The 22,557-nt window shown below is 65.9% G+C and carries 24 protein-coding genes and 1 pseudogene; 21 read left to right on the top strand and 4 right to left on the bottom strand.

Annotated elements, in window-relative coordinates; all coding sequences use genetic code 11:
• Positions 1 to 45 precede the first annotated feature (45 nt).
• A complete protein-coding gene (locus ACZ6IM_RS07305) occupies positions 46 to 486 on the bottom strand; it encodes a VOC family protein (protein WP_052842315.1) in 441 nt (146 codons plus the stop codon).
• Positions 487 to 847: 361 nt separating this feature from the next.
• Here ACZ6IM_RS07305 and ACZ6IM_RS07300 point away from each other — a divergent pair, with 361 nt between their 5' ends.
• From ACZ6IM_RS07300 to ACZ6IM_RS07260, 9 genes are all read left to right on the top strand, one after another.
• Complete coding sequence (locus ACZ6IM_RS07300) at positions 848 to 1,567, top strand: IclR family transcriptional regulator (protein WP_052842316.1); 720 nt, start codon at positions 848 to 850, stop codon at positions 1,565 to 1,567.
• A gap of 366 nt (positions 1,568 to 1,933) precedes the next feature.
• A complete protein-coding gene (locus ACZ6IM_RS07295; RefSeq protein ID WP_469554778.1) occupies positions 1,934 to 3,691 on the top strand; it encodes a hypothetical protein in 1,758 nt (585 codons plus the stop codon).
• A complete protein-coding gene (locus tag ACZ6IM_RS07290; RefSeq protein ID WP_469554776.1) occupies positions 3,688 to 4,542 on the top strand; it encodes a hypothetical protein in 855 nt (284 codons plus the stop codon). The genes ACZ6IM_RS07295 and ACZ6IM_RS07290 overlap by 4 nt, the downstream gene beginning before the upstream one ends.
• Positions 4,539 to 5,543 (top strand): membrane dipeptidase, encoded by a 1,005-nt coding sequence (locus tag ACZ6IM_RS07285; protein WP_469554773.1) that lies wholly within the window; start codon positions 4,539 to 4,541, stop codon positions 5,541 to 5,543. Before ACZ6IM_RS07290 ends, ACZ6IM_RS07285 begins: the two co-directional genes overlap by 4 nt.
• 166 nt (positions 5,544 to 5,709) lie before the next feature.
• Positions 5,710 to 7,338 (top strand): ABC transporter substrate-binding protein, encoded by a 1,629-nt coding sequence (locus ACZ6IM_RS07280; RefSeq protein ID WP_052842320.1) that lies wholly within the window; start codon positions 5,710 to 5,712, stop codon positions 7,336 to 7,338.
• A gap of 3 nt (positions 7,339 to 7,341) precedes the next feature.
• Positions 7,342 to 8,463: an ABC transporter permease gene (locus ACZ6IM_RS07275; protein WP_469554770.1), complete on the top strand. Its 1,122-nt coding sequence runs from the start codon at positions 7,342 to 7,344 to the stop codon at positions 8,461 to 8,463.
• Positions 8,460 to 9,347 (top strand): ABC transporter permease, encoded by an 888-nt coding sequence (locus tag ACZ6IM_RS07270; RefSeq protein ID WP_469554767.1) that lies wholly within the window; start codon positions 8,460 to 8,462, stop codon positions 9,345 to 9,347. The genes ACZ6IM_RS07275 and ACZ6IM_RS07270 overlap by 4 nt, the downstream gene beginning before the upstream one ends.
• Positions 9,344 to 10,504, top strand: a complete 1,161-nt coding sequence (locus tag ACZ6IM_RS07265) for an ABC transporter ATP-binding protein (protein ID WP_469554764.1) — start codon at positions 9,344 to 9,346, stop codon at positions 10,502 to 10,504. Before ACZ6IM_RS07270 ends, ACZ6IM_RS07265 begins: the two co-directional genes overlap by 4 nt.
• Entirely contained in the window at positions 10,501 to 11,520 is a 1,020-nt protein-coding gene (locus ACZ6IM_RS07260) for an oligopeptide/dipeptide ABC transporter ATP-binding protein (RefSeq protein ID WP_469554761.1), read from the top strand. Before ACZ6IM_RS07265 ends, ACZ6IM_RS07260 begins: the two co-directional genes overlap by 4 nt.
• 70 nt (positions 11,521 to 11,590) lie before the next feature.
• Here the strand turns inward: ACZ6IM_RS07260 and ACZ6IM_RS07255 are convergent.
• Positions 11,591 to 11,722 (bottom strand): annotated as a pseudogene (locus ACZ6IM_RS07255) (aldehyde dehydrogenase family protein); the annotation flags it as partial.
• A 152-nt stretch (positions 11,723 to 11,874) separates the two neighbouring features.
• Between ACZ6IM_RS07255 and ACZ6IM_RS07250 the strand changes: the two are divergent.
• The 12 genes from ACZ6IM_RS07250 to ACZ6IM_RS07195 all read left to right on the top strand — a co-directional run bounded on the left by ACZ6IM_RS07250 (position 11,875) and on the right by ACZ6IM_RS07195 (position 20,097).
• Positions 11,875 to 12,099, top strand: coding sequence for a hypothetical protein (locus tag ACZ6IM_RS07250; protein WP_469554758.1), 225 nt, complete (start codon positions 11,875 to 11,877; stop codon positions 12,097 to 12,099).
• Complete coding sequence (locus ACZ6IM_RS07245) at positions 12,089 to 12,301, top strand: hypothetical protein (RefSeq protein ID WP_469554755.1); 213 nt, start codon at positions 12,089 to 12,091, stop codon at positions 12,299 to 12,301. The genes ACZ6IM_RS07250 and ACZ6IM_RS07245 overlap by 11 nt, the downstream gene beginning before the upstream one ends.
• A 254-nt stretch (positions 12,302 to 12,555) precedes the next feature.
• Positions 12,556 to 12,801, top strand: a complete 246-nt coding sequence (locus ACZ6IM_RS07240) for a hypothetical protein (RefSeq protein ID WP_469554753.1) — start codon at positions 12,556 to 12,558, stop codon at positions 12,799 to 12,801.
• Between the two features lie 2,302 nt (positions 12,802 to 15,103).
• A complete protein-coding gene (locus ACZ6IM_RS07235) occupies positions 15,104 to 15,460 on the top strand; it encodes a hypothetical protein (RefSeq protein ID WP_469554750.1) in 357 nt (118 codons plus the stop codon).
• A gap of 17 nt (positions 15,461 to 15,477) precedes the next feature.
• On the top strand, positions 15,478 to 15,753 hold the full coding sequence (locus ACZ6IM_RS07230; RefSeq protein ID WP_469554747.1) for a hypothetical protein: 276 nt from the start codon (positions 15,478 to 15,480) through the stop codon (positions 15,751 to 15,753).
• A complete protein-coding gene (locus ACZ6IM_RS07225) occupies positions 15,750 to 16,058 on the top strand; it encodes a hypothetical protein (RefSeq protein ID WP_469554744.1) in 309 nt (102 codons plus the stop codon). Before ACZ6IM_RS07230 ends, ACZ6IM_RS07225 begins: the two co-directional genes overlap by 4 nt.
• 776 nt (positions 16,059 to 16,834) lie before the next feature.
• Positions 16,835 to 17,128 (top strand): hypothetical protein, encoded by a 294-nt coding sequence (locus ACZ6IM_RS07220; protein ID WP_469554743.1) that lies wholly within the window; start codon positions 16,835 to 16,837, stop codon positions 17,126 to 17,128.
• A gap of 412 nt (positions 17,129 to 17,540) precedes the next feature.
• A complete protein-coding gene (locus tag ACZ6IM_RS07215; protein WP_469554740.1) occupies positions 17,541 to 17,720 on the top strand; it encodes a hypothetical protein in 180 nt (59 codons plus the stop codon).
• Positions 17,717 to 17,893, top strand: coding sequence for a hypothetical protein (locus tag ACZ6IM_RS07210; RefSeq protein WP_469554738.1), 177 nt, complete (start codon positions 17,717 to 17,719; stop codon positions 17,891 to 17,893). Before ACZ6IM_RS07215 ends, ACZ6IM_RS07210 begins: the two co-directional genes overlap by 4 nt.
• Positions 17,890 to 18,099: a hypothetical protein gene (locus ACZ6IM_RS07205; RefSeq protein ID WP_469554735.1), complete on the top strand. Its 210-nt coding sequence runs from the start codon at positions 17,890 to 17,892 to the stop codon at positions 18,097 to 18,099. The genes ACZ6IM_RS07210 and ACZ6IM_RS07205 overlap by 4 nt, the downstream gene beginning before the upstream one ends.
• The gene (locus ACZ6IM_RS07200) at positions 18,096 to 18,329 is read left to right on the top strand and encodes a hypothetical protein (RefSeq protein WP_469554733.1); all 234 of its coding nucleotides are present in this window, start codon (positions 18,096 to 18,098) and stop codon (positions 18,327 to 18,329) included. Before ACZ6IM_RS07205 ends, ACZ6IM_RS07200 begins: the two co-directional genes overlap by 4 nt.
• A 421-nt stretch (positions 18,330 to 18,750) precedes the next feature.
• Positions 18,751 to 20,097: a DUF3987 domain-containing protein gene (locus ACZ6IM_RS07195; RefSeq protein ID WP_469554731.1), complete on the top strand. Its 1,347-nt coding sequence runs from the start codon at positions 18,751 to 18,753 to the stop codon at positions 20,095 to 20,097.
• Positions 20,098 to 21,149: 1,052 nt separating this feature from the next.
• Here the strand turns inward: ACZ6IM_RS07195 and ACZ6IM_RS07190 are convergent.
• Together ACZ6IM_RS07190 and ACZ6IM_RS07185 are read right to left on the bottom strand one after the other, a co-directional pair.
• Complete coding sequence (locus tag ACZ6IM_RS07190) at positions 21,150 to 22,199, bottom strand: peptidoglycan-binding protein (RefSeq protein WP_469554728.1); 1,050 nt, start codon at positions 22,197 to 22,199, stop codon at positions 21,150 to 21,152.
• Complete coding sequence (locus ACZ6IM_RS07185; protein WP_469554725.1) at positions 22,199 to 22,465, bottom strand: hypothetical protein; 267 nt, start codon at positions 22,463 to 22,465, stop codon at positions 22,199 to 22,201. The genes ACZ6IM_RS07190 and ACZ6IM_RS07185 overlap by 1 nt, the downstream gene beginning before the upstream one ends.
• Between the last annotated feature and the right edge of the window lie 92 nt (positions 22,466 to 22,557).

Genomic DNA, 22,557 nt, shown 5'->3' with positions numbered 1-22,557 from the left:
GATGCGCCAGAGGCGTTCGGGTTGGACCGGCTCCCACGCCGGGCTTCAGCCGAGTTGCTCGGCCAGGCCGACGATGACGCCCTCGGGCCCGCGGACGTAGCAGAGCCGGTAGCTGTCCTCGTACTGTGCCAACTCGCCGACGAGTTCGGCGCCGTGCCCGCGCAGGCGGGCCACGGTGTCCTCGATGTCGTCGACGGCGAACATGACGCGATGCGTGCCCAGGACGTTGTGCGGCTGATTGCGCGGCCCGGCACTGATCGCCGCGGGGCTGCGGTACTTCGCCAGCTCGAGTCGGCTGTGACCGTCCGGGGTCCGGAGCATCGCGATGTCGCAGCGGACGCCCTCGAGTCCGGTGCACTGGTCGGCGACGAGACCTCCCACTTCCGCCCGGCCCTCCAACTCCATACCGAGTTCCTCGAAGAACGCGACGGCGCCATCCATGTCCTCGACCACGATGCCGACGTTGTCCATCCGCTGAATCGCCATGTTGGCTTCTCCTTCTTTCTCGTGCCGCTGTGGGCGCTGGTACCTCTGGGACGCAGCCGGTGGCGCCTTCTCGACATCCTCGGTCACGACCGGCCCGTGGGTCGGGAGCGCGGAGCCGTCGGCAGAGTTCGCCGTCTCCGTATAGAAGACAGGTGGGAGACTCCTCGTCCCGCCAGCAGGTCCTTGCTTTCCTAAGTCGGACAGATTTATCCAGGTCAAATCCAAGGCGAACGCAGGGAGACGTCGTGACTGATGGTGTGTCTGATGTTTCTCTCCCGGTGACCATTGACGGCCCGACCGGTGCGGTGTTTAAGTGACGCATCCCGATCGGAGACAGTGTCCTCTTATAGGAGACAGCGCAGTGGTCACTCAGATCCTCACCTCGTCGCTCAAGACGCTGGAGGTCCTCGCCGCCCTGGCCGACGAGCCGCAGGGTGTGGGTGTCTCCGAGCTCGCGCGTCGTACCGGCGGTAACCGGGGCTATGTGCACCGGCAGTTGGTGACGCTGTGCGCCGGCGGCTGGGCCGAGCAGGCGGAGGACGGGACCTACCGGCTCAGCCTCCGCGTCTCCAGGCTCTCCGACGCCGCGTTCGCCCAGGCCGGGCTCGGCCACCGGGCCACCGCGGCGATGGAGGAACTGGCCGCCCTGGTCGACGAGACGGTGTCCCTGGCCGTCCTCGACGGCGACTCCGCCCGGATAGTGCAGCGGGTCGAAGTGGACCGGCTGCTGCGCGTCGACTCCAGGATCGAGGCACGGATGCCGATCTCCGACACGGCCTCCGGCCGGGTGCTCACCGCATGGGCGCTGCCGCACGATCTGGCGGCGCTGCGGGACGCGGGGGTACCCACCGCCCGCGACGAGGAACTGGAGCACATTCGGCACCTCGGCTACGCGATCTCGCTGCCGAACCGGCTGGAACCGACGGTCGCCGTGGCGGCCCCGGTCTTCGACGCCAGACGCCGGGTGATGGCCGCCCTGTCCGTGGTCGGCCCGATGGTCCGCTTCGACGCCGAGGCCGCGGCGGGCGACGCCATGGCCTGCGCTGCCCGCGTCACCAAGATCGTCTCCGGGAGCAGGTGACCGCCGCCGTCCGAATCCCCGCCACCGGGTCCTGACCCGGACTCCGTCCGCAGTCTGCCCCCCACCCGCACCGTGCCGGCCCTCGTCCGTCCGGACACGGTCCCACGCGGCATCCAGGCGCCGCCGCCCCTGACCGGGGCGTGCCCCGCCACCCCGGCGCACCACCTCGCGGCCGGCCCGCACCCCCTGTCGGCGTCGCCCCGTTCACACCCTCCGCGTACCCGGCTCCGGGCTGTCCTCTGCCCTGTTGCCCGCCCGCACCCGCCCTGCCGCCCCGCACACGCCGGATCGCCGGCTCCACCGGCGACGGCCGCCGCTCGCCCGCGGCGGCACCCCACCGCGTGACCCGTACGAAAGGAACCATCCGTGGCACCACAGCCCAGCCCGGCCGGGCCCACCGGCCGGCCGGCCGCCGAGCTCATGACCCCGACCGCGCTCTCCTCCCTTCAGGCCGGGCGCCTCTCGTCGGCCCGTTCCCTGGTCAACCGGATGCTGCGCGAGGACTGGCGCGTCGAGCGGCGCTCGCTGACCGTCGAGGCGGACGGCAGCGGCGAGGCCGTCTACCGCATCCACACGGCGGACCGGGTGATGGACTTCGTCGCCTTCGCCTTCCCGCCCTCGTCCCAGGAGCGCACCCTGCGCATCTTCGACCTGGGCTGGGACATGATGGGCGCCCTCCTCGACGGACCCGCCACGGCCGAGGACATCGAGCACACCCGCAACGAGATGCCGCGCCTCTACCACGGCCGGGCCACGGCGCACACACTCACCTGGTGCCGCGCCAACCGTTCGCTGCGCGTCTTCGAGCACGTCGTGGAGGCACTGGCCGCAGGCCGGCAACCCGACACCGTCGCCCTCGCCCGCGTCGGCTACCTCATGCGCAACATCGGTCTCGACGGAAACGGCACCTTCGGCACGCGGGCGTTCGTGGCGTACGGCGAGGACCACCCGCTGGCGGTGCCGTACCACGCGCAGTTGCTGTCCGCCTACATGATGCGCGAGCTGAGCGCGGACCTGGTCGATGCACTGGCCGCCCGCCGTTCGGACACCGCGGTGGCCCTCGATCCGCAGGTCCGCCGCTTCCTCGGCGTCGGCAACAGCTCCGCGCTCGGACTGGTCCTCTGGGTCGGCAACCACCCGGTGCTGGTGGACCGCTGGATCTCGCTGCGCGAGCAGGCCCTGTGCCATGCCCGCGGCCTCGGAGCGGCGCCCGGCAGCGCCGTCGGGGACGCACTGGTCGCCCTGCTGGAGCGGGCCGCGCTGTACCACAGCGAAGACGTCAACGAGTACACCTGCTTCACCCCCGCCGAGCGGATCGTCGCCGACCTGCGCCGCGTACTCGCCGCGATCCCCCAGCGCGCCGCGGCGGCCGGGGCGGACGGCCGGGTGCCGACGGTGGCCGAGCTGGTCGACGGCGTCGAGGGCGTCTGCGACGAGGCCGCCGAGGTGGTCAACTCCGTGCTCACCGAACTCGACCCCGGGGAGTCGGACCGGCTCGCGGCGGAACTCACCGTCGACGAAACGTTTCGCCGGGACGGTTCGACGGCCGTCGGAGAGCTTCGCGCGCTGCTCGCCGAGCAGTACGCCTGGGCCCTCGCCGTCGACCGGACCGCACCGGGCGCGGTCGCCAACACCTGGTACAAGTCCCGGTCCGCCGAGGAGCCCCGGTGCGGCGCCACCTCCGAACTGCCCGAGGGCACCGTCGACCTCACCGTGGACGTGCCCGGCATGGTCCAGCACCTCGACGGCGTACTCGCCGCCGAGGACCCGGCGCTGCCCGTCGGACGCCTGCTCGCACGCCGTCCCGAGCTGCGGGGAGCCGTCGAACGCCTCCAGTCCCTCGCCGGGCACGCGTACGCCGTCCCGCACGCCAACATCCGCGACGCCGCCTTCGTGCCCGCGCGGATCATCCGCTTGGCCAACGCGGCCCTCTACGGCCTGGAACGCACCAAGGACTACCTGGGACGCGACCTGCGGGGCGTGATCTTCCAGGGCGCGCCCACCGCGGCCGACCTGGGCGCCGGCGCCGCGGGCCCGTGGTTCTGGCCGGCCGTACCGCGCCCCGCCGACACCCTCGCCCTCGAAGCCCCCGTACCCGCCCCCTCGAACGGAGCCGCCCGATGACCTCCGCCACGCTCACCAGCGCCCCCGGGAGCGACGGCACCGTCGACCGCCTGGGCCGCACCCGGCAGAACGCCTCCGACGCCGAGACCCTCCGGCTGTCACTGCGCGAACTGCGGCTGATCAGCGAGCGGCTGCTCCAGGCCCAGGGCCTCGCCCTCGGCGCCGTACCCGCCGTGCGCGACCTGGTGCTGCACGCCCAGGCAGCCGGACTGCCCGCCCTCCAGTTCCTCTCCGAGGGGCTGAGCGCCGCCGACCGCGCCGGCTCCGGCCGGGTGGAGATCGCGGCCGAGGCCCCGGGCGCGCTCGTGGTCGACTGCATGGGCCAGAGCGCCCTCGTCGTCGCCCCCGCGCTGCTCGACCTGCTCCAGGCCGAACCCGGGGAGCGGGTCACCCTGTGGGCGGGGCGCGTCGAGCACCCCGGCCTCGCCGCCGTACTGGAGCACCAGGGCACCGACCGCGGCGTGGTCCTCACCGTGACGCCCGCCCCCTCGGCCGACGCACCGGCCGCCGGTCTGCCCCCGGTGCCCGACGGCCTGGCCGGGGACGGCGTACTCCTCGTCATGGAACGCCGGGCGCCCGAACTGCCCGACGACCCCGAGCTGCTGCGCCTGCTGCCGCTCGTCGGCTCGCTGCCCGCCGCCCGCGCGGCACGCACCGGGGTGGAGACCTCCGCGGTCCTGTGGTGGTCGCTGTTCGAGGACTCCGCACGCGCGCTGTCCACCGAGTCGGTCACCTCCCTCAAGCACGCCGGCGCGACCGCCGTCGACGAGAACGGCGTGATCGAACCCGATCTCACCGACGACGTGGACTTCGTCGGCGGCACGGCCAAGAAGGAGCAGGAGCAGCGATGAACATCGACGGACTCGAGTGCGGCGTCTTCAACCGGACGGTCTTCGAGGAACTGCGCACCGGGGGCGTGGACTGCGTGACGAACACCATCGCGTTCTGGGAGAACGCGGCGGAGACCATGCAGGCCCTCGCCGACTGGTACGGCATGGAACGCGACAACGCCGACCTCGTACGGATCGCGTACTCCACGGCCGACATCGAGGCGGCGGCCGCCGAAGGCCGTACCGCCGTCCTCATGGGGACCCAGAACGCCTCCCCGATCGAGGACCGGCTCGACTACATCGAGCTGTTCGCGCGCATGGGCCTGCGGGTCATGCAGCTCACCTACAACATCCAGAACACCCTGGGCGCGAGCTGCTACGAGACCACCGACGCGGGCCTGACCCGCTTCGGCCGCAACGCCGTCCAGGAGATGAACCGCTGCGGCATCGTCGTCGACTGCTCCCACGTGGGCGACCGGACCTCCTACGACGCCATCCACGCCTCGGCCGTTCCGGTGGCGATCAACCACGCCAATCCGCGCGAGTTCTTCGACCACGCCCGCAACAAGCGGCCCGAGGTCATCGACGCGCTCGCCGAGCGCGGCGGGGTGCTCGGCCTGACGATGTACCCGAACATCGCCGGCGAGTGGTGCGAGACCGTCGAGAGCTGGTGCGAGCTAGTCGCCCGCACCGTGGAGCGGATCGGTGTCGACCACGTCGGCGTCGGGTCCGACCTCGGGCGCTTCCTCACCGAGGAGCACATGGTGGAGATGCGCAAGGGGCACTGGACGCGCGGCCCCGAGTACGGGGCGGGCAAGCCGGGGCAGTCGCCGGTCGTGCCGGACCCGGAGTGGTTCGAGACGGCGGCCCAGTTCGGCAACATCCCCGCCGGGCTGGCCAAGGCCGGCTTCTCCGACGCCGAGATCGAGAAGCTGTGCGGCGGCAACTGGCTGCGCCTGTACCGGCAGACCATCGACGTGGACCTGCAGGGCGGCCGGGTGGCCGTACCCGTGACCGCCTAGACGCGCGCGGGCCCGGCGGGGGAGACCCCCCGGGCCCGCGGACCGGCCGCTCCGGTACCGCACCCGCCGCCCGCCGTACGCACCCGGCGCCTGCCCCGCCCCGGACGCCACCAGGAGTGACTTCCCCCGACTCCTCCCTGCCCGTCTCTCCGAGTGGAGACCCCCGATGCCCCACCGCCCCCCGCCGCCCGAGTCCCGGCGGCGTACCCTCGCCGCCCTCGTCCTGGCCTCCGTCCTGACGGCTTCGCTCACCTCCTGCGCGACCGCCGGAGTGTCCGCCGAGGCGGCACGCCACACGCTGGTCGTCGACACGGCGTTCAACGCCAAGTCCATCGACCCGGCGCGCGTCTACCAGCCGACCGACTACCTCGTCGACCATGCCCTGTACGAGACGCTGACCACCTATCGCGGCAAGGACCTGCGCACACCCGTACCCGGTCTGGCCACGTCGTGGTCCAACTCGCGGGACGGGCAGTCCTGGACGTTCGACCTCCGCGAGGACGCCCGCTTCTCCGACGGCAGCCCCGTGGAGGCGAGCGACGTCGTCTTCTCCTTCGACCGGCTGCGCCACGTCGAGGCCAGCCCGGCCTACCTGATGGCCGGGATCACCGTCGAGGCCGAGGACGCGCGGACCGTCGTCCTCACCACCGAGTCACCCCGCGCCGACGTGCCCGCGATGCTCGCCACCCCCCAGTTCGGAGTGGTCAACGCCGACGCGGTGCGCGCGCACGGCGGCACCGACGCGAAGGACGCGGTCACCGAGGACAAGGCCGAGACCTGGCTGAACACCCAGTCCGCGGGCTCGGGGCCGTACCGGCTGAAGAGCTACAGCAACTCCTCGCAGATCGTCCTGGAGGCCAACCCGGAGTACGCCGGTGACGCACCGGCGTATCCCCGGGTGATCATCAGGAACGTGCCGTCCGCGCAGCAGCAGTTGCTCGGGGTGCAGTCCGGCGACTCGCAGATCGCCCTCGACATCTCGGCGCTGCAGACCAAGGGCCTGCACGGTGGCGACCTCGTGGTCGACGACAGCCGGGCGGCCGAGGTGCTCTACCTCGCGGTCAGCCGCGCGAAGAACCTCCCCACCGCCTCCGCCGACGTGCAGAAGGCGATCCGGCTCGGCATCGACTACGAGGGCCTCGTCGAGATCGCCGGCCCCGGTTCCACCCAGGCCACCGGCATCCTGCCGACCGTGTTCACCGGAGGCCTCGGCAAGGCGGACGCCGCCGAGTACGACCCCGGGGCGGCCCGTGCCCTCGTCGAGAAGGCCGAGAGGGAACAGGGCCTGAAGAAGATCGAGCTGACCCTCGACTACGCCAGTGACTACCACCGGCTGGCCGGCCTCGACTACGGCGTACTGGCCCAGCGCATCCAGAGCGACCTGGGGAAGATCGGCATCACGGTCACGCTCCGGCCCTCGCCGACGTCGACCTCCCTGCAGCGGTACGTGGACGGTGAGACGCAACTCGCCCTGTGGTCCTACCCGCCGGACTACCTCGACCCGCAGAACGTCCTCGGCTTCGCGCCCGGCGACTTCCTCTCCAAGCGGGTGCACTGGCCCGCGAAGGACGCCCCCGGACTCGGCGCCCTCACCAAGGCGGCGTACGGCTCGGTCGACGAGCAGGACCGGCGCACCGCCTACACGGCGTGGAACCGTGCGATGAACGAGGACGGCCCCTTCGTCCCGCTGCTGGAGCCGAACTTCGTCACCGTCGCCTCGTCCGAGGTCACGGGACTGGTCCGCAACCCGCTCTACTACCTCGACCTGGCCGCGCTCGGCCGCTCGGAGGGGTGACCCATGACCGAGACCGCCCCCGGCCCCGCCCTCGCCGGACCGGCCCCCGCACCGGCGGGCCCGCCGGCCCCCGCGCAGGGCACCCGCCGCGGCCGCCGCAGGATGCCGCCCCTGCTGGCGTACGCACTGCGCCGCGTCGCCTCCTCGGTGCTGATCGTCTTCGGCGTCACCCTGGTGACCTTCCTGCTCAGCTCCGTCGTCCCGGCGGACCCGGCCACCGCCAACCTCGGCCAGCGCGCCCTGGACGACCCCGAGATCGTCGCCCGCTACCGCGCCGAGCAGGGACTCGACCGGTCGTTGCCGGTGCAGTACGCCTCCTACCTCGGCAACCTCCTCACCGGGGACCTGGGCACCTCGCAGCAGACCCAGCGCCCGGTCCTGGACGACCTCGCCGAAAAGCTCCCCGCCACCCTCGAACTGGTCGTCGTCGCCACCGTGATGGCCCTGGTCGTCGGTGTGCTGTTCGGTGTGCTCGCCGCGAAGGGGCGCGGCGGACGCCTCGACCGGATCTCCCGCACCCTGTCGCTCACCGGGGTCTCCCTGCCGACCTTCTGGATCGGCATGGTCGCCGCCGTGCTCTTCGTCAAGAACCTCGGCATCCTGCCCGGCTCCGGGCGGCTCGCCCCCGCCCTGGACCCACCGGACCAGATCACCGGCTTCTACACGGCCGACGCCCTCCTGGCAGGCGACCTGGACGCCTTCGAGTCGGCAGCGGCCCATCTCGTCCTGCCCGCCTCGGTCCTGGCCCTGTCCGTCGTCGGCATGGTGCTGCGCTTCACCCGCAGCGCGGTGCTGGAGGCGCTGTCGTCCGACTTCGTCAAGGCCGGACGCGCCAAGGGGCTGCGGGGGCGCGGCGTCCTGTGGGGCTACGCGGTGCGCTCGGCGTCCGGCCAGCTGATCACCGCCACCACCCTCTCCTTCAGCCTGCTGCTCGCCGCGACCGTCTACATCGAGCAGCAGTTCTCCTGGAACGGCATCGGCCAGTACGCCTTCCGCAGCTCGACCAACCTCGACCTGCCCGCCGTGATGGGCGTGTCCATCCTCATCGCCCTGGTCTTCGTCGTGGTCAACCTGGTCGCCGACCTGCTGTACGCCGCCTTCGACCCGAGGATCCGCCTCTCATGACCGCTACCTCCACCCCGGTCACCGCACCGGGCCGCCGCACGGGACGGGCGGCCGGCGCCTGGCGCTGGGCACGGCGCAACCCCGCACAAGGCGTCGCCGTCGGCGTGCTCCTCCTGTGGGCGGTCGTCATCGTCCTCGCCCCGGTACTGGCACCGTACGACCCGCTGGACCAGAGCGCCGTGCCCCTGGAGAGCGCCTCGTCGGCACACTGGCTGGGCACCGACCCCGCCGGCCGCGACGTACTCTCCCGTGTCCTGTACGGCGCCAGGCTCTCCGTACCGGTGGGCCTGCTGCTCATCACGGTGACCGCCGTGATCGGCACGGTCGTCGGTCTCGTCGCGGGCTTCTTCGGCGGCTGGGTCGACGAGGTCCTGATGCGCGTCACCGACGTCGTCTTCGCCTTCCCGGTCATCATCCTCGCCATGGCGGTGGCCGCCTCGCTCGGCCCGTCCCTGCCCAACTCCGTGCTCGCGGGCGCCCTCGTCTGGTGGCCCGGATACGCACGCACCGTGCGCTCCGCCGTGCTCTTGCTGCGCGAGACGGACTACGTGCACGCCAACCGGCTCGCCGGGGTCGGTTCGGTCCGCTCCATCCTCGTGGACCTGGTCCCCGGCATCGCCGGTTCCCTCCTCGTCCTGGCCATGCTCGACGTCGGCGGTGCGATCCTGCTGCTCGCCGGGCTGTCCTTCCTCGGGCTCGGCGCCAGGCCGCCCGCCGCCGAGTGGGGATCGATGATCTCCGAGGCGTCGCAGTACTTCAACCAGTGGTGGCTCGCGGTCGTCCCCGGGCTCGCCATCGTCACGGTCGTGGTCGCCTTCAACGTCCTCGGCGACGCCCTGCGCGACCGGCTCGACCCCAAGCTCTCGACGGCTGGAGAACGATGATGAGTGGGGACCGGACCCCCGACGCGCGCACCCCGCTGGACACCCGCGCGGGTACGGGCACGGCACGCACCGGTACGACGGGAGCCGGTACGGCCGTCGAGCCTCTGCTGAGCGTGCGGGACCTGACGGTCACCCTGCCCAGGGCCGGGCGCGACGTCCGGCTCCTCGACGGGGTCGGCCTCGAGGTCCGCCCCGGCGAGGTGCTGGGCATCGCCGGGGAATCGGGCAGCGGCAAGACCGTGACCGGCATGACCCTGGTCGGCCTCGGACCCGACCGGGCCACCGTCACCGGGTCGGTCCGCTTCGACGGCCGGGAGCTGGTCGGACTCCACGACAAGGAGTGGGGCCAGGTACGCGGACGGGACATCGCGGTCGTCTTCCAGGACCCCTCCTCCGCCCTGCACCCGATGCTCACCGTCGGCCGGCAGCTCACCGACCACGTCCGCCGCCACCAGGGCGTCAGCCGCAAGCAGGCGGCCGCCCGCGCGGCCGAACTGCTCGACCTGGTGCGGATCCCCGGCGGGGCCTCGGCCGCCGCCCGCTACCCGCACCAGTTCTCCGGCGGCATGCGCCAGCGCATCGCCATCGCCTCCGCCCTGGCCTGCGGACCGCGCCTGCTCATCGCCGACGAGCCGACCACCGCCCTCGACGTCACCGTCCAGGCCGGAATCGTCGAACTCCTCGACGAACTGCGGCGCGAGACGGACATGGCCGTCGTCATGGTCACCCACGACCTCGGCGTCCTGTCCTCCGTCGCCGACCGGATCGCCGTCTTCTACTCCGGCCGCGTCATCGAGACCGGCACCGTCTCAGAAGTCATCGGTGCACCACAACACCCGTACACACGCGGCCTGTTGCAGGCCCTGCCGCACGCCTCGCTCGGCGAGCGCTCCGCCGTCGGGCACGCCGTGCCGCTGCGCCCCATACCCGGTTCGGCCCCCGCCGCCGACGCTCCGGTGCCCGGCTGCCCCTTCCACCCCCGCTGCTCGTCGGCGGTCGACGGCTGCGACCGCACCCGTCCGGTGCCGGTCGCCATCGGCCCCGCCCGTACGGCCGCCTGCCTACTCGCCGAGCCCGGCGTCGTCCGCCCCGCCGACGCCCCACCGACACCCGGCCTCCTCCCCGCGGCCGACACCCTCGTCAGGAGGAAGGCATGAGCGTGCCCGCAGGCCACCCGACCGCACCGCTGCTCCGCGTCGAGGACGTGGTCGTCGAATACCCGCGCAAGGGGCTGCCCCCGATGCGTGCCCTGGCCGGCGTCGGCCTGGAGATCATGCCCGGCGAAGTCGTGGGCATCGTCGGGGAGTCCGGCTGCGGCAAGTCCACCCTGGCCCGGGCCATCACCGGTCTCGCACCGGTACGGGCGGGCGCCGTCGCCTTCGACGGCACGCCGGTCGGGACCATGGGACGCCGGCGCCGCGCCGCCGGCCTGCTGCCGCTGCAGATGGTGTTCCAGGACCCGAACGCCTCGCTCAACCCCCGGCGCACCATCGGCGCGCAGATCCAGGAAGTCGTGGCCGCCCGCGAGCGCGCGCAGGGCACCGGGCGCGGGCGACGCGACCCGGAGACCGCACGCGAGGCCGCCGAGGCGCTGCGGCGGGTCGGCCTTCCGGACACAGCGGCGGACAAGTACCCGCACGAGTTCTCCGGCGGGCAGCGGCAGCGGGCCGCGATCGCCCGGGCGCTCGCCTCCCGTCCGAAGATGATCGTCGCGGACGAGCCGGTGTCGGCCCTCGACGCCTCCGCGCAGGCGGCGGTGGCGAACCTCCTGCGCGACCTGTCGCGGGAGGAGGGCATCGCGCTCGCGTTCATCTCGCACGACCTGGCGGTGGTCGGCGCGCTCGCCGACCGGGTGGTCGTCATGTACCTCGGCCGTGTCGTCGAGACGGGCACCGTCGAACAGATCTTCAACGCGCCGCGGCACCCCTACACCCAGGCCCTGCTGGCCGCCGTACCCGTACCGGACGGCACCGGATCCCGCCCGCGGGCGCTGACCGGCGAGGTACCCGACCCGGGCAGCCCCCCGCCCGGCTGCCGCTTCCACCCGCGCTGCCCGCTGTCCGTCGACCGCTGCCGCACCGACGAGCCCGTTCTGCTGGGGATGCCGGGCACGACGGTGGACTCCGGGGTGGCCTGCTGGGTCGCGCAGGCGCAGGCACCGGCGGCGGTCTGAGAGCGCGACGCCCCACCTAGGGCCCGCACGCCCGTGCGGGCCCTAGGTGGCCACGCGGGACGGGCGGGCTCTAGAAGAAGCCCAGCTTCTTCGGCGAGTACGACACCAGGAGGTTCTTGGTCTGCTGGTAGTGCTCCAGCATCATCTTGTGGTTCTCCCGGCCGATGCCCGACTGCTTGTAGCCGCCGAAGGCCGCGTGCGCGGAGTTTGAAGTAACTCCGTATGACAGGCAGGGCGGTGAACAGGCAAGATGACAGACAGTGAGTGGTTGGAACTTTGGGTGAGGCAGGCTCCAGCCCTGTCGGGGGAGTCCCTGGACAACATCCACGAGATTCTGACCGCTGAGGAGGACGAGTGACCAGGGTCGTCAAAAACCTGTCCGTCCCGAGGACGGATGAGTCCGACAGGTCTCTGAAGATCATCATGGAGACAGGGAAGTCTCAGTCCGAGGCAACCAGGTGGGCGCTCAAGATGATGGCCAACATCCTGGAGTACGGGTGGATCGCTGGCTACGAGGACCGCGGTACGGTTCCTCAGATGCGAGTGCAGTACAGGAAGAAGGATAGGCATGTTTCTTGATGACGATACGTACACCACCCTGGAGTACCTGGAGGGTGTAGAGGACGCAGAGTTCGTCAAGGTCCATAACCGCTCCGTCACCCTCCTTCAGTACCTCATGGCAGCCGGCTACGTAGAAGGCTCTGGCCCAGGTCGGATGAAGATCACGGATCTTGGACGGACAGCCTTGAAAGAGCACCGAGCAGCAGAGAAGGAGAACTAATGACCGAGCCCCAGAAGGTTGAGTGCCAGGAAGGCTGTGGCACAGTCCTGGAGTACCCCAAGACCATGTGTCCCGCTTGCAAGCACAAGCTAGGTCTCTGAGACCCAAGAACAAGGCCCCTCCTTCGGGAGGGGCTTTCTGCTGCCCAGACACAGAAGAGGACCCCTGGTCCTCCGCTACCGGCACGGGCCGGCAACCCAGACGAGGAGTCCAGGGGTCTGACCGAGAGGCTACCTGACGGCTAGTCTGCTGGCATGGAATCTGAGGCACCAACCATGCCGGACAAGGTCAAGCCCCACACCAACATCTATGAGCTGTTGGCCAAGCTGGAAGGCAAGGTAGCGATGTGGGAGAGGGTGGCACGAGACGCCAAGGAGCGTGCCGAGGACTTCGAACGTGCTGCCCAACAGGTAAGGGAAGGCGCCACGGTCGTAACCGTGGGCCGTACTACTTACACCCTGGTTGACGAATCTGGTGACGTAGACCACACAGAGGGCTAGCATCTTGTCTGGAGGTCTGGCAACGGACCAGACCCTGACAGTGTGTGAGGCCAACTGAAAATGACAGCCAGCGGACAACGCTTCTGCGTTGAGAAGGTCGCTGCATCCGAGCCCATTCCGGTGCCGGGGCAGCCTCCTGTGACGATCAAAACGCCCCTACCAGCCGGATGGGTTTCGTTCTGTTCGAGGGCAGATCAAGACAACGCCCCTCGGTGGTACGCAACATCCCCCTACAACGTGGCGAAGCTCCAAGAGCGGTACGGAGATGCCGCGGCTGAGCTGGTCCCCACCGTTTGCACGGTGACCTGGCACGGCTTACATGCAGCCGTGGCCGAGCAGATCAGCATCAGGAACTCCCTGACTCAAGGCCAGGGGTGACCAAAGACGAGTCCACGGCCTTTTGGATGGCCTGGGGCTCATACCTGGAGCACGTCCAGCCTCATGGAGGCCAACCCTGTGCCGGCTGTCTTGAGGGCAGCCACCCCAGAGAGGGGTGTGAGGAGGGTCAGAGGCTCTGGGACTACTACCAGAGCCTGAAGAGGCCCGGAGTGACAGCAGCCTGACAACCAAATAGGCAGGGCCCCCAGGTCGCCAAACTACCTGGGGGCCTTTCCACGTCCTAACGGGGGAATTAGTACGTGGAAATACCAGGCTAGCACAAGATCTCTATTCCAGGGCTACATAATTAATTCATTCTGTCCCATCCGACCCTTCGGGGGGTCGGTACCACACTTCTTTCATTCATTGTGCCGGACTTTGGGGGCCCGGCACTACCTCTGTCGCCCCGCCTCCCCCGGCGGGGCTCTAGGGTCTCCCCAAGATCACTAAGGGGGTATATTCCAAACCCCTTACAATATATATGTCGGTGTCACTACGCGGTGGTTGGTGACAGAATCCCTGAAACTGAGACCCGAATCACACACTTGAGGGCACTTCTTTCATTCATTTTGGGTCTACATGGCGGGGGAGAGGCCCCTTAGGGCCGAGAAAGGGCCTGAGAGGCTCTCAGAGGGCTCAAAAAGGGGTCTGGAGGGACTTGGGCGAGGATAGGGCTGTTAGGCCGTTAGAGGGGCCCTGAAGGCTTCATTACCCGTACGCGATCGAAGGAGGGTGCCCCCGGCGGGTCCGTTGTGTATGTACAAACGCATTACCCCGGGTGTGCGCACAGCAATGCAAATGAATGAATAAAGGCGGGCAGGCGTGGCGTAATAGCATGCCGGCATTCAATACATGCCGGCATTGAATGTCCATGTTCATTCGTTCAATGGGCATTCGGACGGGGTGAGCAGAGGGCATGCCTGGAGGCATGCAGGGGCACAGCTCGCTCCCTGGGCCCTGCCTCAGGCAGGGGCAGTCCACCTTGCCTGGTGTCCTCATGAGGGCCTACTAGGCCCCTCTATGCCTATGACCTTGTGGGTTGTGCATGTCCATGTGCTGTGGTACACGCGTGCGCGCATACGCGCGTATGTAGAGGTAGGCCCCTGCATACAGGGACTGACTACTGCGCTCCCTCCACCGCGGACCATGAATGAATGAAAGAAGTCTGGGAGCCCAGGTTGACATGCGACATGGATGCCCCTAGTCTCGTAGTTGTCAGCAGGGAGACCGGCTGACAGGGCCCGGAAGGGAAGCACTCGACAGGGTGCCAGCCAAGGAAGCCTCAGTACATTGACAACTCAACAGTGAAACCGCCTAAGAACGTGAACGGCGTAGAGGGTAGGGAAGCTACAGCCCATAGAGCGGGGACCGGGCAAATACCGGTCGAACGTACGGGCAAGTCGAAGACCGGGCACGGCCAGCAATGGCCATGACAGTGAGACGCGAAAGCGTCACCGGATAAGTGGTAGCGAAACGTTGACGGAAGACGAAAAGGCTGAGGCCGAAGTAGGGAAACCCTAGAAAGCCAGATACGGACTGGACTGACGTCCTAGACTCTACGCCGTTCGCTCATCGGTAGGGATGGCCAGCATGACAACACTCTGGTACGAGGTAGTAGGTGTGCCCACTCTTTATTCGGACACCCAACCTACGGAAGTCAAGAACCTGTGTGAGGGAATGGTTTGGGTGAGTAAGGATGGCTCCCCTAAAGGTGTCATCACAGACCAGCCTAGGCCGAACCCCTACCTCCGCGGGCACATGCTGTTCAACGTGTCCAACAGCGAGGGAGTCACGGAAGCCAACCTTGGGGAGAATGTTGTTCTCTTGGTTGGCATACCGTTCTAGGTAAGAAGCATCGGGCGCACGTTCGAGACGTGCGCCCTCTTGTTTCCACTCAGGTTGAAATGCGACATTAGGAGTATCGATGTTTTACGTGCAGTACAAGGATGACCAGGGCAATGTCTTCCGTCCTGAGTTCACGGATGAACTCGAAGCAGCACAGATGCTGTCCTCGGTTCGTCTGTACTCGAACTTGACGCTGATCGGCCACAACGTGGACCAGAGCAAGTTCGAGCCGAAGGCCAAGCAGAGCAGCACCATCCCCAGCAACGTGGTGCGTTGCGTGGTGGACCAGGGCCCTATCAAGGCCAGCACGGATAGCCACCCCCATCAGTGTGCCGACTGCGGTCGGTCGGTGTTCGTGTTCGACGGACTCTTGAGGCTCGGATACCACTGGGAAAGCCAGGACGGATACCTGGTCTACGTAGAGACCACCGACTAGCAGACAAGGACAGACCAATGATCATGTGGGTTATCTCCGCGGTCATGGCCGTGGTGTTCGGTCTCGGTATCGGTGGCATGGTCACGGCCCCTGCCGTGGGGATGACTCACCGGGCCCCGGACATGACGGATTCACAGGAGTGGGACGCGTTCCACGCTGAGGCGTACCAGGAGCACAGCGACGCATTCACGGCTCTCTACAAGGGCTATGAGACCCATTGGAGCAAGAACGGCAGGCTGATGATGCGTGCCGGCAACAGCGGCCCCTACAAGTTCGTTAGGAAGGCAGCATGAGCACCGACACGGCACGGAAGTCCGGCACCACCAATCCCGTGCTGATCACAGCACGGCTCATGCACGATCCCTACGATGAGTTCGCATGGTGCCAGGGTTGGCGCTTTGCGCTCTGTGACTACCTCACCTCTGTGTGGGGTGAATACGTCCCTGACTTCAGACAGGGTGCGTCCGGCCCGGAGGAAGACGCCCACGAGTACCGGGAACTCACGGAGATTCAGCCGTCCCCGAATGAGTGCTGGTACGCACTCCGCATCCTTGACCGCTACCGGGCATGGCTAGGGCTTGCTGGCAAGGACTCCTAGGGGCATATATTTTTTGCCCACCAGTTGAAATGCGACATGAGAGGCAGTCAAGTATGAGCGTCACACTGGACAAGGCGTCAGACAAGTCCCCCTACGGAGGGCACAACTCCCGAACCTCCTACACGAAGAATGCGGACGGATCGGTTCCTGAGTGGGTGTTGGCTCAGATCAGGTACGACAACGGCGCACGAGTCTCCGCGGAATGGGCGTACTACCTCAGGAACAACGACCTGCGGGAACTGCGGGAGTTCTACCGGCACGCCTGATCTGAGTCGGTGAGGTGAATAGAGGGTGCCGGCACGTCCGGCACCCGTATTGACCCTATCGGCGCAGACGAAAGGCAAGAACATGGCAACAGAGTTCCACGTGTTCCATGTACAGGGGGACCACCTGTCCGGACCTCACAGGACAAGGGAAACGGCGGAGCGCAAGGCAGAGGAATTCCGTAAGGATTGTCCCTGCAAGGATCACGGACCCGATGACCAAGAGCAGTGCGGGAATGACGACATGTTCCCGCATGGTGTGTCAGTGAGTACGTCCGTTGATGGCTACTGGTCTAACGATCCGGAGTACTGACGAAATGGAGCGAATGAACATGACCAGTGAATACGAGGGGCAGACACTTCCTCTTGAGCACGTCAGTTATCCGCACCACTACGGACACCTGTACGGCTGTCCCGGATGTGAGGCTGAATGCGGGTGTGACAACGTCGGCATCCTTTTGGGTGAGACGACGGAATGCATCTTCTGTGCATCACTGAATGAAGGAGTCTGAAATGCGCTACATCACCACTGCTCTGGTGTCCATCATCCTTTCCGCGGGTATCTCCGTGGGTGTCACTCACTCGGTGATGCAGGAAGACAAGCGACAGACAGTCGAGCGAGTCACGGTGGACGCGTTCAACGACGGATATGCAGAGGGTGTCTGCGAACCCTTGCAGTTGACTCCTGAGGGGCGTGCCGCCTACCGAGACCTGGTGTCGGACACGACGGACGACGGACGTACCCGCTCCGCGGGAGACCAGTTGGGCTACATCGTTCAGGGGTGCCTCAACTGGACCAAGCAGTAAACCAGGGCAACACCAGTCGTCAGCATCGCTGATGCTGACTAGGCGGGACCGAGGGAACACACCCTCGGTCCCTTTTCTATGCCCAGAAAGGCAAGCGCATGAGCAACCGACACGGCGTCCACTACTCCTCCTACGTCACGGCTGAGGGAATGCGCTGCATTCCCTTTTGTGGGAACGAGGTAACGCACTGGGCGTGCTCCGAGTTCCGCGGGGACAAGCACCACTCCTGCCAGCTTCGGTGCGAGCAGCACCGACAGGAGAATGAGCCCCACACCACGTACAACCCCGTCAAGCGCTAGTCCCTAGGGATTGGGTTTCGGGTGCCGGCAAGTCCGGCCCCGTTGCCGAGTCGCTAGGAACCACTTAGCGCACAGGGCGTGTCTCACAGGCTCGCCACTAGGGAGGTAAGGCAGTGACGTTCGTCGTTCTGTTCAACCTGAACACACGCGAGGAATTCAGGTACGAGGTACCCACACGGGAGGCACAAGCCTTGGTCGACCTAGCAGCCACCAGATGGATTGATTGGGGAGTGAAGGATGCATCCTCAGACGTCCTCGTTCCCTCAGTGCTGTGGGTGGGGGAGGTCAAGTGAACATCAACGACCTAATTCGTCTCCTGGAATCCATGCCCGAATCCATGCGTGACATGGAGGTTCATCTGTTCTCTACGGACGATGGACAGACCTACCGGATTCGGACCGACGTTTCGCAGGGCAACATCAATCGTGGTGCCCTCAAACTCTATGTGCAGGAGGTAGTCCGGTGAGCGACTGGATTCAGGGCGGGTATGACGGACTCTTCTATCTGGGAGAGAAAGGCACCGACGAATACTGCGGGTACGTCGTTCGTACGTCAGATGATCCGGAAACGGAAGTCTGGTACGGCTACGCCTACATCTCTGGTGAACACGTGTGGGTCCTGGAAGGCAGTAAGGAAGGCACCATGGCCGTTCTGGAAAGGATGACCAAATGAGCCTGATGAAGCGGTACGCAGAGGACAAGGAAACTCTCGGGATGAGGGCAGCAATGATTGCCTGGAACCCCAATCCGGAAGAGCGGGTGACACTGCTTGACGAACTGTTTGGGGACTGTGCAAAGTCATCCGAGATCTACCACTCACCAGCGGAAGTCACGGCATTGTTCGTCCACCACGTAGCCGAGAGCTACACCGCAGCATTCATGCAGCAGAAGGAGGCAGTGTGACTGTCTACGTAATCACAAAGGGGCATGACGACACGTTTGTGTCGGTGTGGGAAACAAGAGAATCCGCGGAGCGGGAAACTGCAAGGCTGAGTCAGGTAAACCCAAAACAGTGGTACGAGTGGTATGAGGAGCATGTAAACAACTGAGCCTCTCGTGTTCGTGCGCAGTCCCCCTCCTAACCGCGGGGGACTGTTCGCGTTCATGGTTGGTCAGTCAATGGAGGATCAATGGCACGAGTAGTGAGAGTAGTCGAACAAGTCATAGAGAACGCATGCGACGGGTGTTACCGCAAGGACGGATCGGCTACTGAGTCCGTAGTTGAGTTCACCCTTGCCGGCAAGACCTGGTTCCTGTGCAAGGAGCATGAGGACAAGTTGGCGCAGCAGATGATCAGCGTTCTTGGGGACCCAGAGGAGGGGCAGTGAGCCTGGAAGCATTCGAGAACATGAAATATGGGCCCATCGGTGATGCCGTTCTGGAGGCAGACCCCTATACCGAAGCGGACCCTGTGGGTGTCTACGCTTCAATCCTGGCTCTGTGGTCCAGTGCCATCGGTGGTCATGTAAGTCTGTGGAAAGGACGCCCTGTCGTCGTCTGGACAGTGCTTGCTGGTGAGTCTGCCATTGGCCGTAAGGGCACTGCCCTCCGTGTTGCCCGCGGCATGCTTCAGCCTTCTATCGGTACGTTCCTGGAAGAACGTACCGCGGGGGGTGTGTCGTCCGGTCCGTCCTTGACTCAGGTTCTGTACGAGCAGCAGGAACGGACAGAGGGAAGCGAAGGGGGGCCGGACACACGAGTGATCACCATTGATGAGGAGTGGTCAGAGAACCTGAAACGGCAGAATAGGTGCCCTACGTTCGCTTCCAAGCTCCGGAATTGCTGGGATGGAGCGACTATCAGGCACACCACGACTAAGGTGTCTATGGTCGTTCCTGATCCCCGGTTGGGTTTCCACTCCCACATCACACCGGGGGAGTGGACTGACTACATCAAGCCGCGGGATGCAAGGGGAGGCAGCTACAACCGATTGCTTCCCGTGCTGATCCATCGATCCAAGATCCTGCCTTACAACAACCGAGAGCTTTACCCAGAGATCGCAGGATTGGCCGAAGCCTACGATTGGGCCCGTAGCCGTCCCCGTGTTATGACACTGGACCCCGCGTCCGGTGAGCGCTTTGACGAACTCCGCGTTCAGTTCGAGTTGAAGCAGGAGGAGACACCCAAACACCTTTCCTGCTATGTCGAACGGACCCCTGAACAAATCCTGAGGGTTGCCGCGGTACTTACCGCGACAGAGCGTCAGACAGTCATCAGCCGTAAGGCTATCGATGCTGCCTGGGCATTTGTTCAGTACTCGACTCAGAGCGTAGGGAAGTTGGTCCGGGAGGACACAAAGGTGTCTGGCAGGGCAGTCAAGACACTGCCTGAGATGATCCGTGAGGCTCTTACTCAGTTCGAAGGGAAGTTGCCTCACTCTGTACTCCTGCGGAAGTTGGCCAACCGGGCAACGGCAGACAGCATTCGTACTGCGCTTGCCGGCATGCCGGATATCCGTGTGGTCACCGGGGTTACCTCCGGGCGGGGTCGACCCGGTGTTGAGTACCGGTGGGCAAACACTGAGGCCATTCCCGCGGAAACAGAGCAGGAGCAAGAGACTGCCCCTGAGCCCACTCCACTGACACTCACCATCCCTGAACCGCGTCAGGAGACGCGGACTCTGGACAACCCCGAGACGCAAGAACTCATGCTGTCTGAGGGTTGGCTATGAGCCCGGGAAGCATGCCGGCACACAAGCCTTTGCGAGTAATCCAGGGCCGTTATGCGGCCCTGGTCCGTAAGTGGTCATCCGGCCAATGGCAGTACGAGGAAAGGAAGTCAGCATGCCCGGTAGATTCAGTGTCTCAGGAGTAGGCGTAATCCTCGGTTCCATGTTCTTTGTGTGGTGGGCACTGTTCGTCATGGCCTACGTCACGGACTCCAACACACTCTGGTTCCTGGTCAAGTGGAGTCCGTGTCTACTCATCCCCTGGGGGGTGATAGACGTCTGGAGACACCGAAAGCGGTAGAAACGCAAAAGAGCCCCCTGCCGAAAGGCAGGGGGCTTTCTTGTGTTTGGGGACCTGTCTCCAGGGCCCCGGTCTCACTCTCTCAGGGACTCCGCAGAGTCCCCGTGTGGTCAGTCTCCACTGACCACAGACTAGGGGGGCGTGCCGGCAAGCTAGCGACGTACGCAGGCTTAAGCTCCTACTCGCCGTAGGCCCCATCAACAAAGGCACGGAGGGTCTTGGCATTCTCGACTCGCTGAGCAACCTCACCCGCGGCAAGCGCAGTAGCGGAGAGGGACACTGCCCACTCCCAGGGAAGGGTACTGAGCACCGACACAGCAACAGGAGCAGCCGCAGCAACGACCGCGGACAGACGTACAGCATGGCGGAGCAGACGTTCTTTCATTCGTTCACGTCCCATCGATAGACCCTGCCCCTGCCCTTTCTGGGCAGGGGCTTTCTCATACCCAAATACGAATGAATGAATTCGGGGAGGCTAGTTCATTCATTCACAACAGGAAAGCAGGGGAGTGCTAGAGGAAAGGCGAAAGGGAATGGGCGAATAGAGGGGGCCGGCCAGGAGGGGAAGCGAGACCCCTCAAATGCTTTCGGCCCGAAGGGATTTAAGTATCCAGATTTGTAAACTTGCTCAGAAATTTGAATGTTTTCAAATTCACCCATTTCCCGAAAAGAGAACTGCAACTCGCGCGCGGGGGCGCCTGAGCGCCTGCCTGCACACGTACACACCCGCGGGCGCCCGACCCCTCGAACTCGGTCAGCCCTTCGGCACCTTCAGCCGGTCCCAGCTCGACTTGCCGGGGAAGCCATCGGCATCGCTGCCCCTGTAACCAAGCTTGAGCTGCCACTTCCGGTAGCTCTTCCGGTCAGCCTCGGTCCACTGAGCACCAGGACCCGAGGAGTATGCGGAACAGCCCTCGGCCACCAGACGCTTGCCCATGCGTGTGACCAGGGAAGACTTGGGGTGCTTCCTGAAGTAGGCAGTACCGGGGAAGGGCTCGTAGGAGACCGGAGCAGGCTTCGACGCCGAAGGCAGCTTGCCCAGGAGCTTCTTCAGGGAAGTCTCACCAGGCACACCATCAGCGTCACTGCCCTTGTACCCAAGGGACTCCTGGAAGTCTGCATAGTTCTTGGTGTCCGCATCACTCCAGTCAGGCCCAGGACCAGACTTGTAGTGCTTGCCAAAGCCCTTGCTGACCAGGGCCTTACCCACAGCAGTCACGTGAGAGCCGTGGGCTCCATAGCCGTACTCCAGGCCGTTGATCGTGACCTTGCGCCTGGCTACACCAGAGCCCTCCGAGGAACCACCGGAGGGCTTACCGCCGGCACGACGCACGATCTCAGGGAGCTGTGCAATGATCTTTGAACCAGGGCAGGAAGGATGGCTCCCCCAAGAGGAGCCCCCCATTGCGTGCCAGCCAAGACCTCTGTCACCCGGGCCCGAGGCAACCTTGAGGGGCACGTCGTAGACCTCATGAGCCCAGCGGAGGACATCCGCGCACCGGTCGAGCTGGGCCTCAGTCAGCTTGTCTCCACCCTGGCCCTCGTTCTCAACAGACAGCCAGTCGGAGTTGCCGTTGGCCTGAGCCCAAGCCTTGTCCTTCGTGTCAACCCACTGATAGAGCTGACCAGACTTGCCGGTACCGAAGTGGCTGGACGCCCGAGCCTTAGGGTTGCGGAACCAAGAGTCCGTGCCGGCCAGAGTGCCCGCCATGATGTGGATAACAACACCGCGGACAGAGTCCTGCCCGCCCTTGGTGTGGTTACCAGATATAGGCTTCCAAGTTGCGCCACTGAATCTAGCCATTAGGGCCTCCCAGTCTGAAGCTGTTCAAGCTTCTGCGGGTCGATTGCGGAGAGAAGAGTGATCAGAACCTGGGTCTTGTCTTCAAGGTCAGACAGCTTGCCCTTCACTTCTTCCAGCTCTTCAATAAGTCTGTCGGCTCTCGCCTTGTGTGCTTCCGCCTCTTCCTTCCAGATGCGCGAGGCATTGGTGCGTATGGAGGCGATGATGAGGGAGACTGCGCCGGCTACACCAGCCAAGGCCCCTCCATAGTTGAGGATTTCGAGCATGGTCAGGACCCCTCCCCTAGGCATCCTCGTAGTGACTCGCGTGAGGATGGACAAAACAAAGGAGGGCTCCGAAGAGCCCTCCCGTGACAAGG

It is taken from the genome of Streptomyces sp. NPDC042336 (genome assembly GCF_055581985.1).
The sequence above is the reverse complement of the archived record's forward strand: the minus strand, read 5'-3'. Positions and strand labels throughout refer to the sequence as shown.

Bases quoted from the DNA above. Each gene is read 5' to 3' on its own strand.
- ACZ6IM_RS07280 (WP_052842320.1), top strand. From the start codon at position 5,710: ATGCCCCACCGCCCCCCGCCGCCCGAGTCCCGGCGGCGTACCCTCGCC.
- ACZ6IM_RS07270 (WP_469554767.1), top strand. From the start codon at position 8,460: ATGACCGCTACCTCCACCCCGGTCACCGCACCGGGCCGCCGCACGGGA.
- ACZ6IM_RS07190 (WP_469554728.1), bottom strand. From the start codon at position 22,199: ATGGCTAGATTCAGTGGCGCAACTTGGAAGCCTATATCTGGTAACCAC.
- ACZ6IM_RS07240 (WP_469554753.1), top strand. From the start codon at position 12,556: ATGGAATCTGAGGCACCAACCATGCCGGACAAGGTCAAGCCCCACACC.
- ACZ6IM_RS07225 (WP_469554744.1), top strand. From the start codon at position 15,750: ATGAGCACCGACACGGCACGGAAGTCCGGCACCACCAATCCCGTGCTG.
- ACZ6IM_RS07260 (WP_469554761.1), top strand. From the start codon at position 10,501: ATGAGCGTGCCCGCAGGCCACCCGACCGCACCGCTGCTCCGCGTCGAG.
- ACZ6IM_RS07265 (WP_469554764.1), top strand. From the start codon at position 9,344: ATGATGAGTGGGGACCGGACCCCCGACGCGCGCACCCCGCTGGACACC.
- ACZ6IM_RS07290 (WP_469554776.1), top strand. From the start codon at position 3,688: ATGACCTCCGCCACGCTCACCAGCGCCCCCGGGAGCGACGGCACCGTC.
- ACZ6IM_RS07220 (WP_469554743.1), top strand. From the start codon at position 16,835: ATGCGCTACATCACCACTGCTCTGGTGTCCATCATCCTTTCCGCGGGT.
- ACZ6IM_RS07275 (WP_469554770.1), top strand. From the start codon at position 7,342: ATGACCGAGACCGCCCCCGGCCCCGCCCTCGCCGGACCGGCCCCCGCA.
- ACZ6IM_RS07230 (WP_469554747.1), top strand. From the start codon at position 15,478: ATGATCATGTGGGTTATCTCCGCGGTCATGGCCGTGGTGTTCGGTCTC.
- ACZ6IM_RS07235 (WP_469554750.1), top strand. From the start codon at position 15,104: ATGTTTTACGTGCAGTACAAGGATGACCAGGGCAATGTCTTCCGTCCT.
- ACZ6IM_RS07285 (WP_469554773.1), top strand. From the start codon at position 4,539: ATGAACATCGACGGACTCGAGTGCGGCGTCTTCAACCGGACGGTCTTC.
- ACZ6IM_RS07305 (WP_052842315.1), bottom strand. From the start codon at position 486: ATGGCGATTCAGCGGATGGACAACGTCGGCATCGTGGTCGAGGACATG.
- ACZ6IM_RS07200 (WP_469554733.1), top strand. From the start codon at position 18,096: ATGAGCCTGATGAAGCGGTACGCAGAGGACAAGGAAACTCTCGGGATG.
- ACZ6IM_RS07245 (WP_469554755.1), top strand. From the start codon at position 12,089: ATGTTTCTTGATGACGATACGTACACCACCCTGGAGTACCTGGAGGGT.
- ACZ6IM_RS07185 (WP_469554725.1), bottom strand. From the start codon at position 22,465: ATGCTCGAAATCCTCAACTATGGAGGGGCCTTGGCTGGTGTAGCCGGC.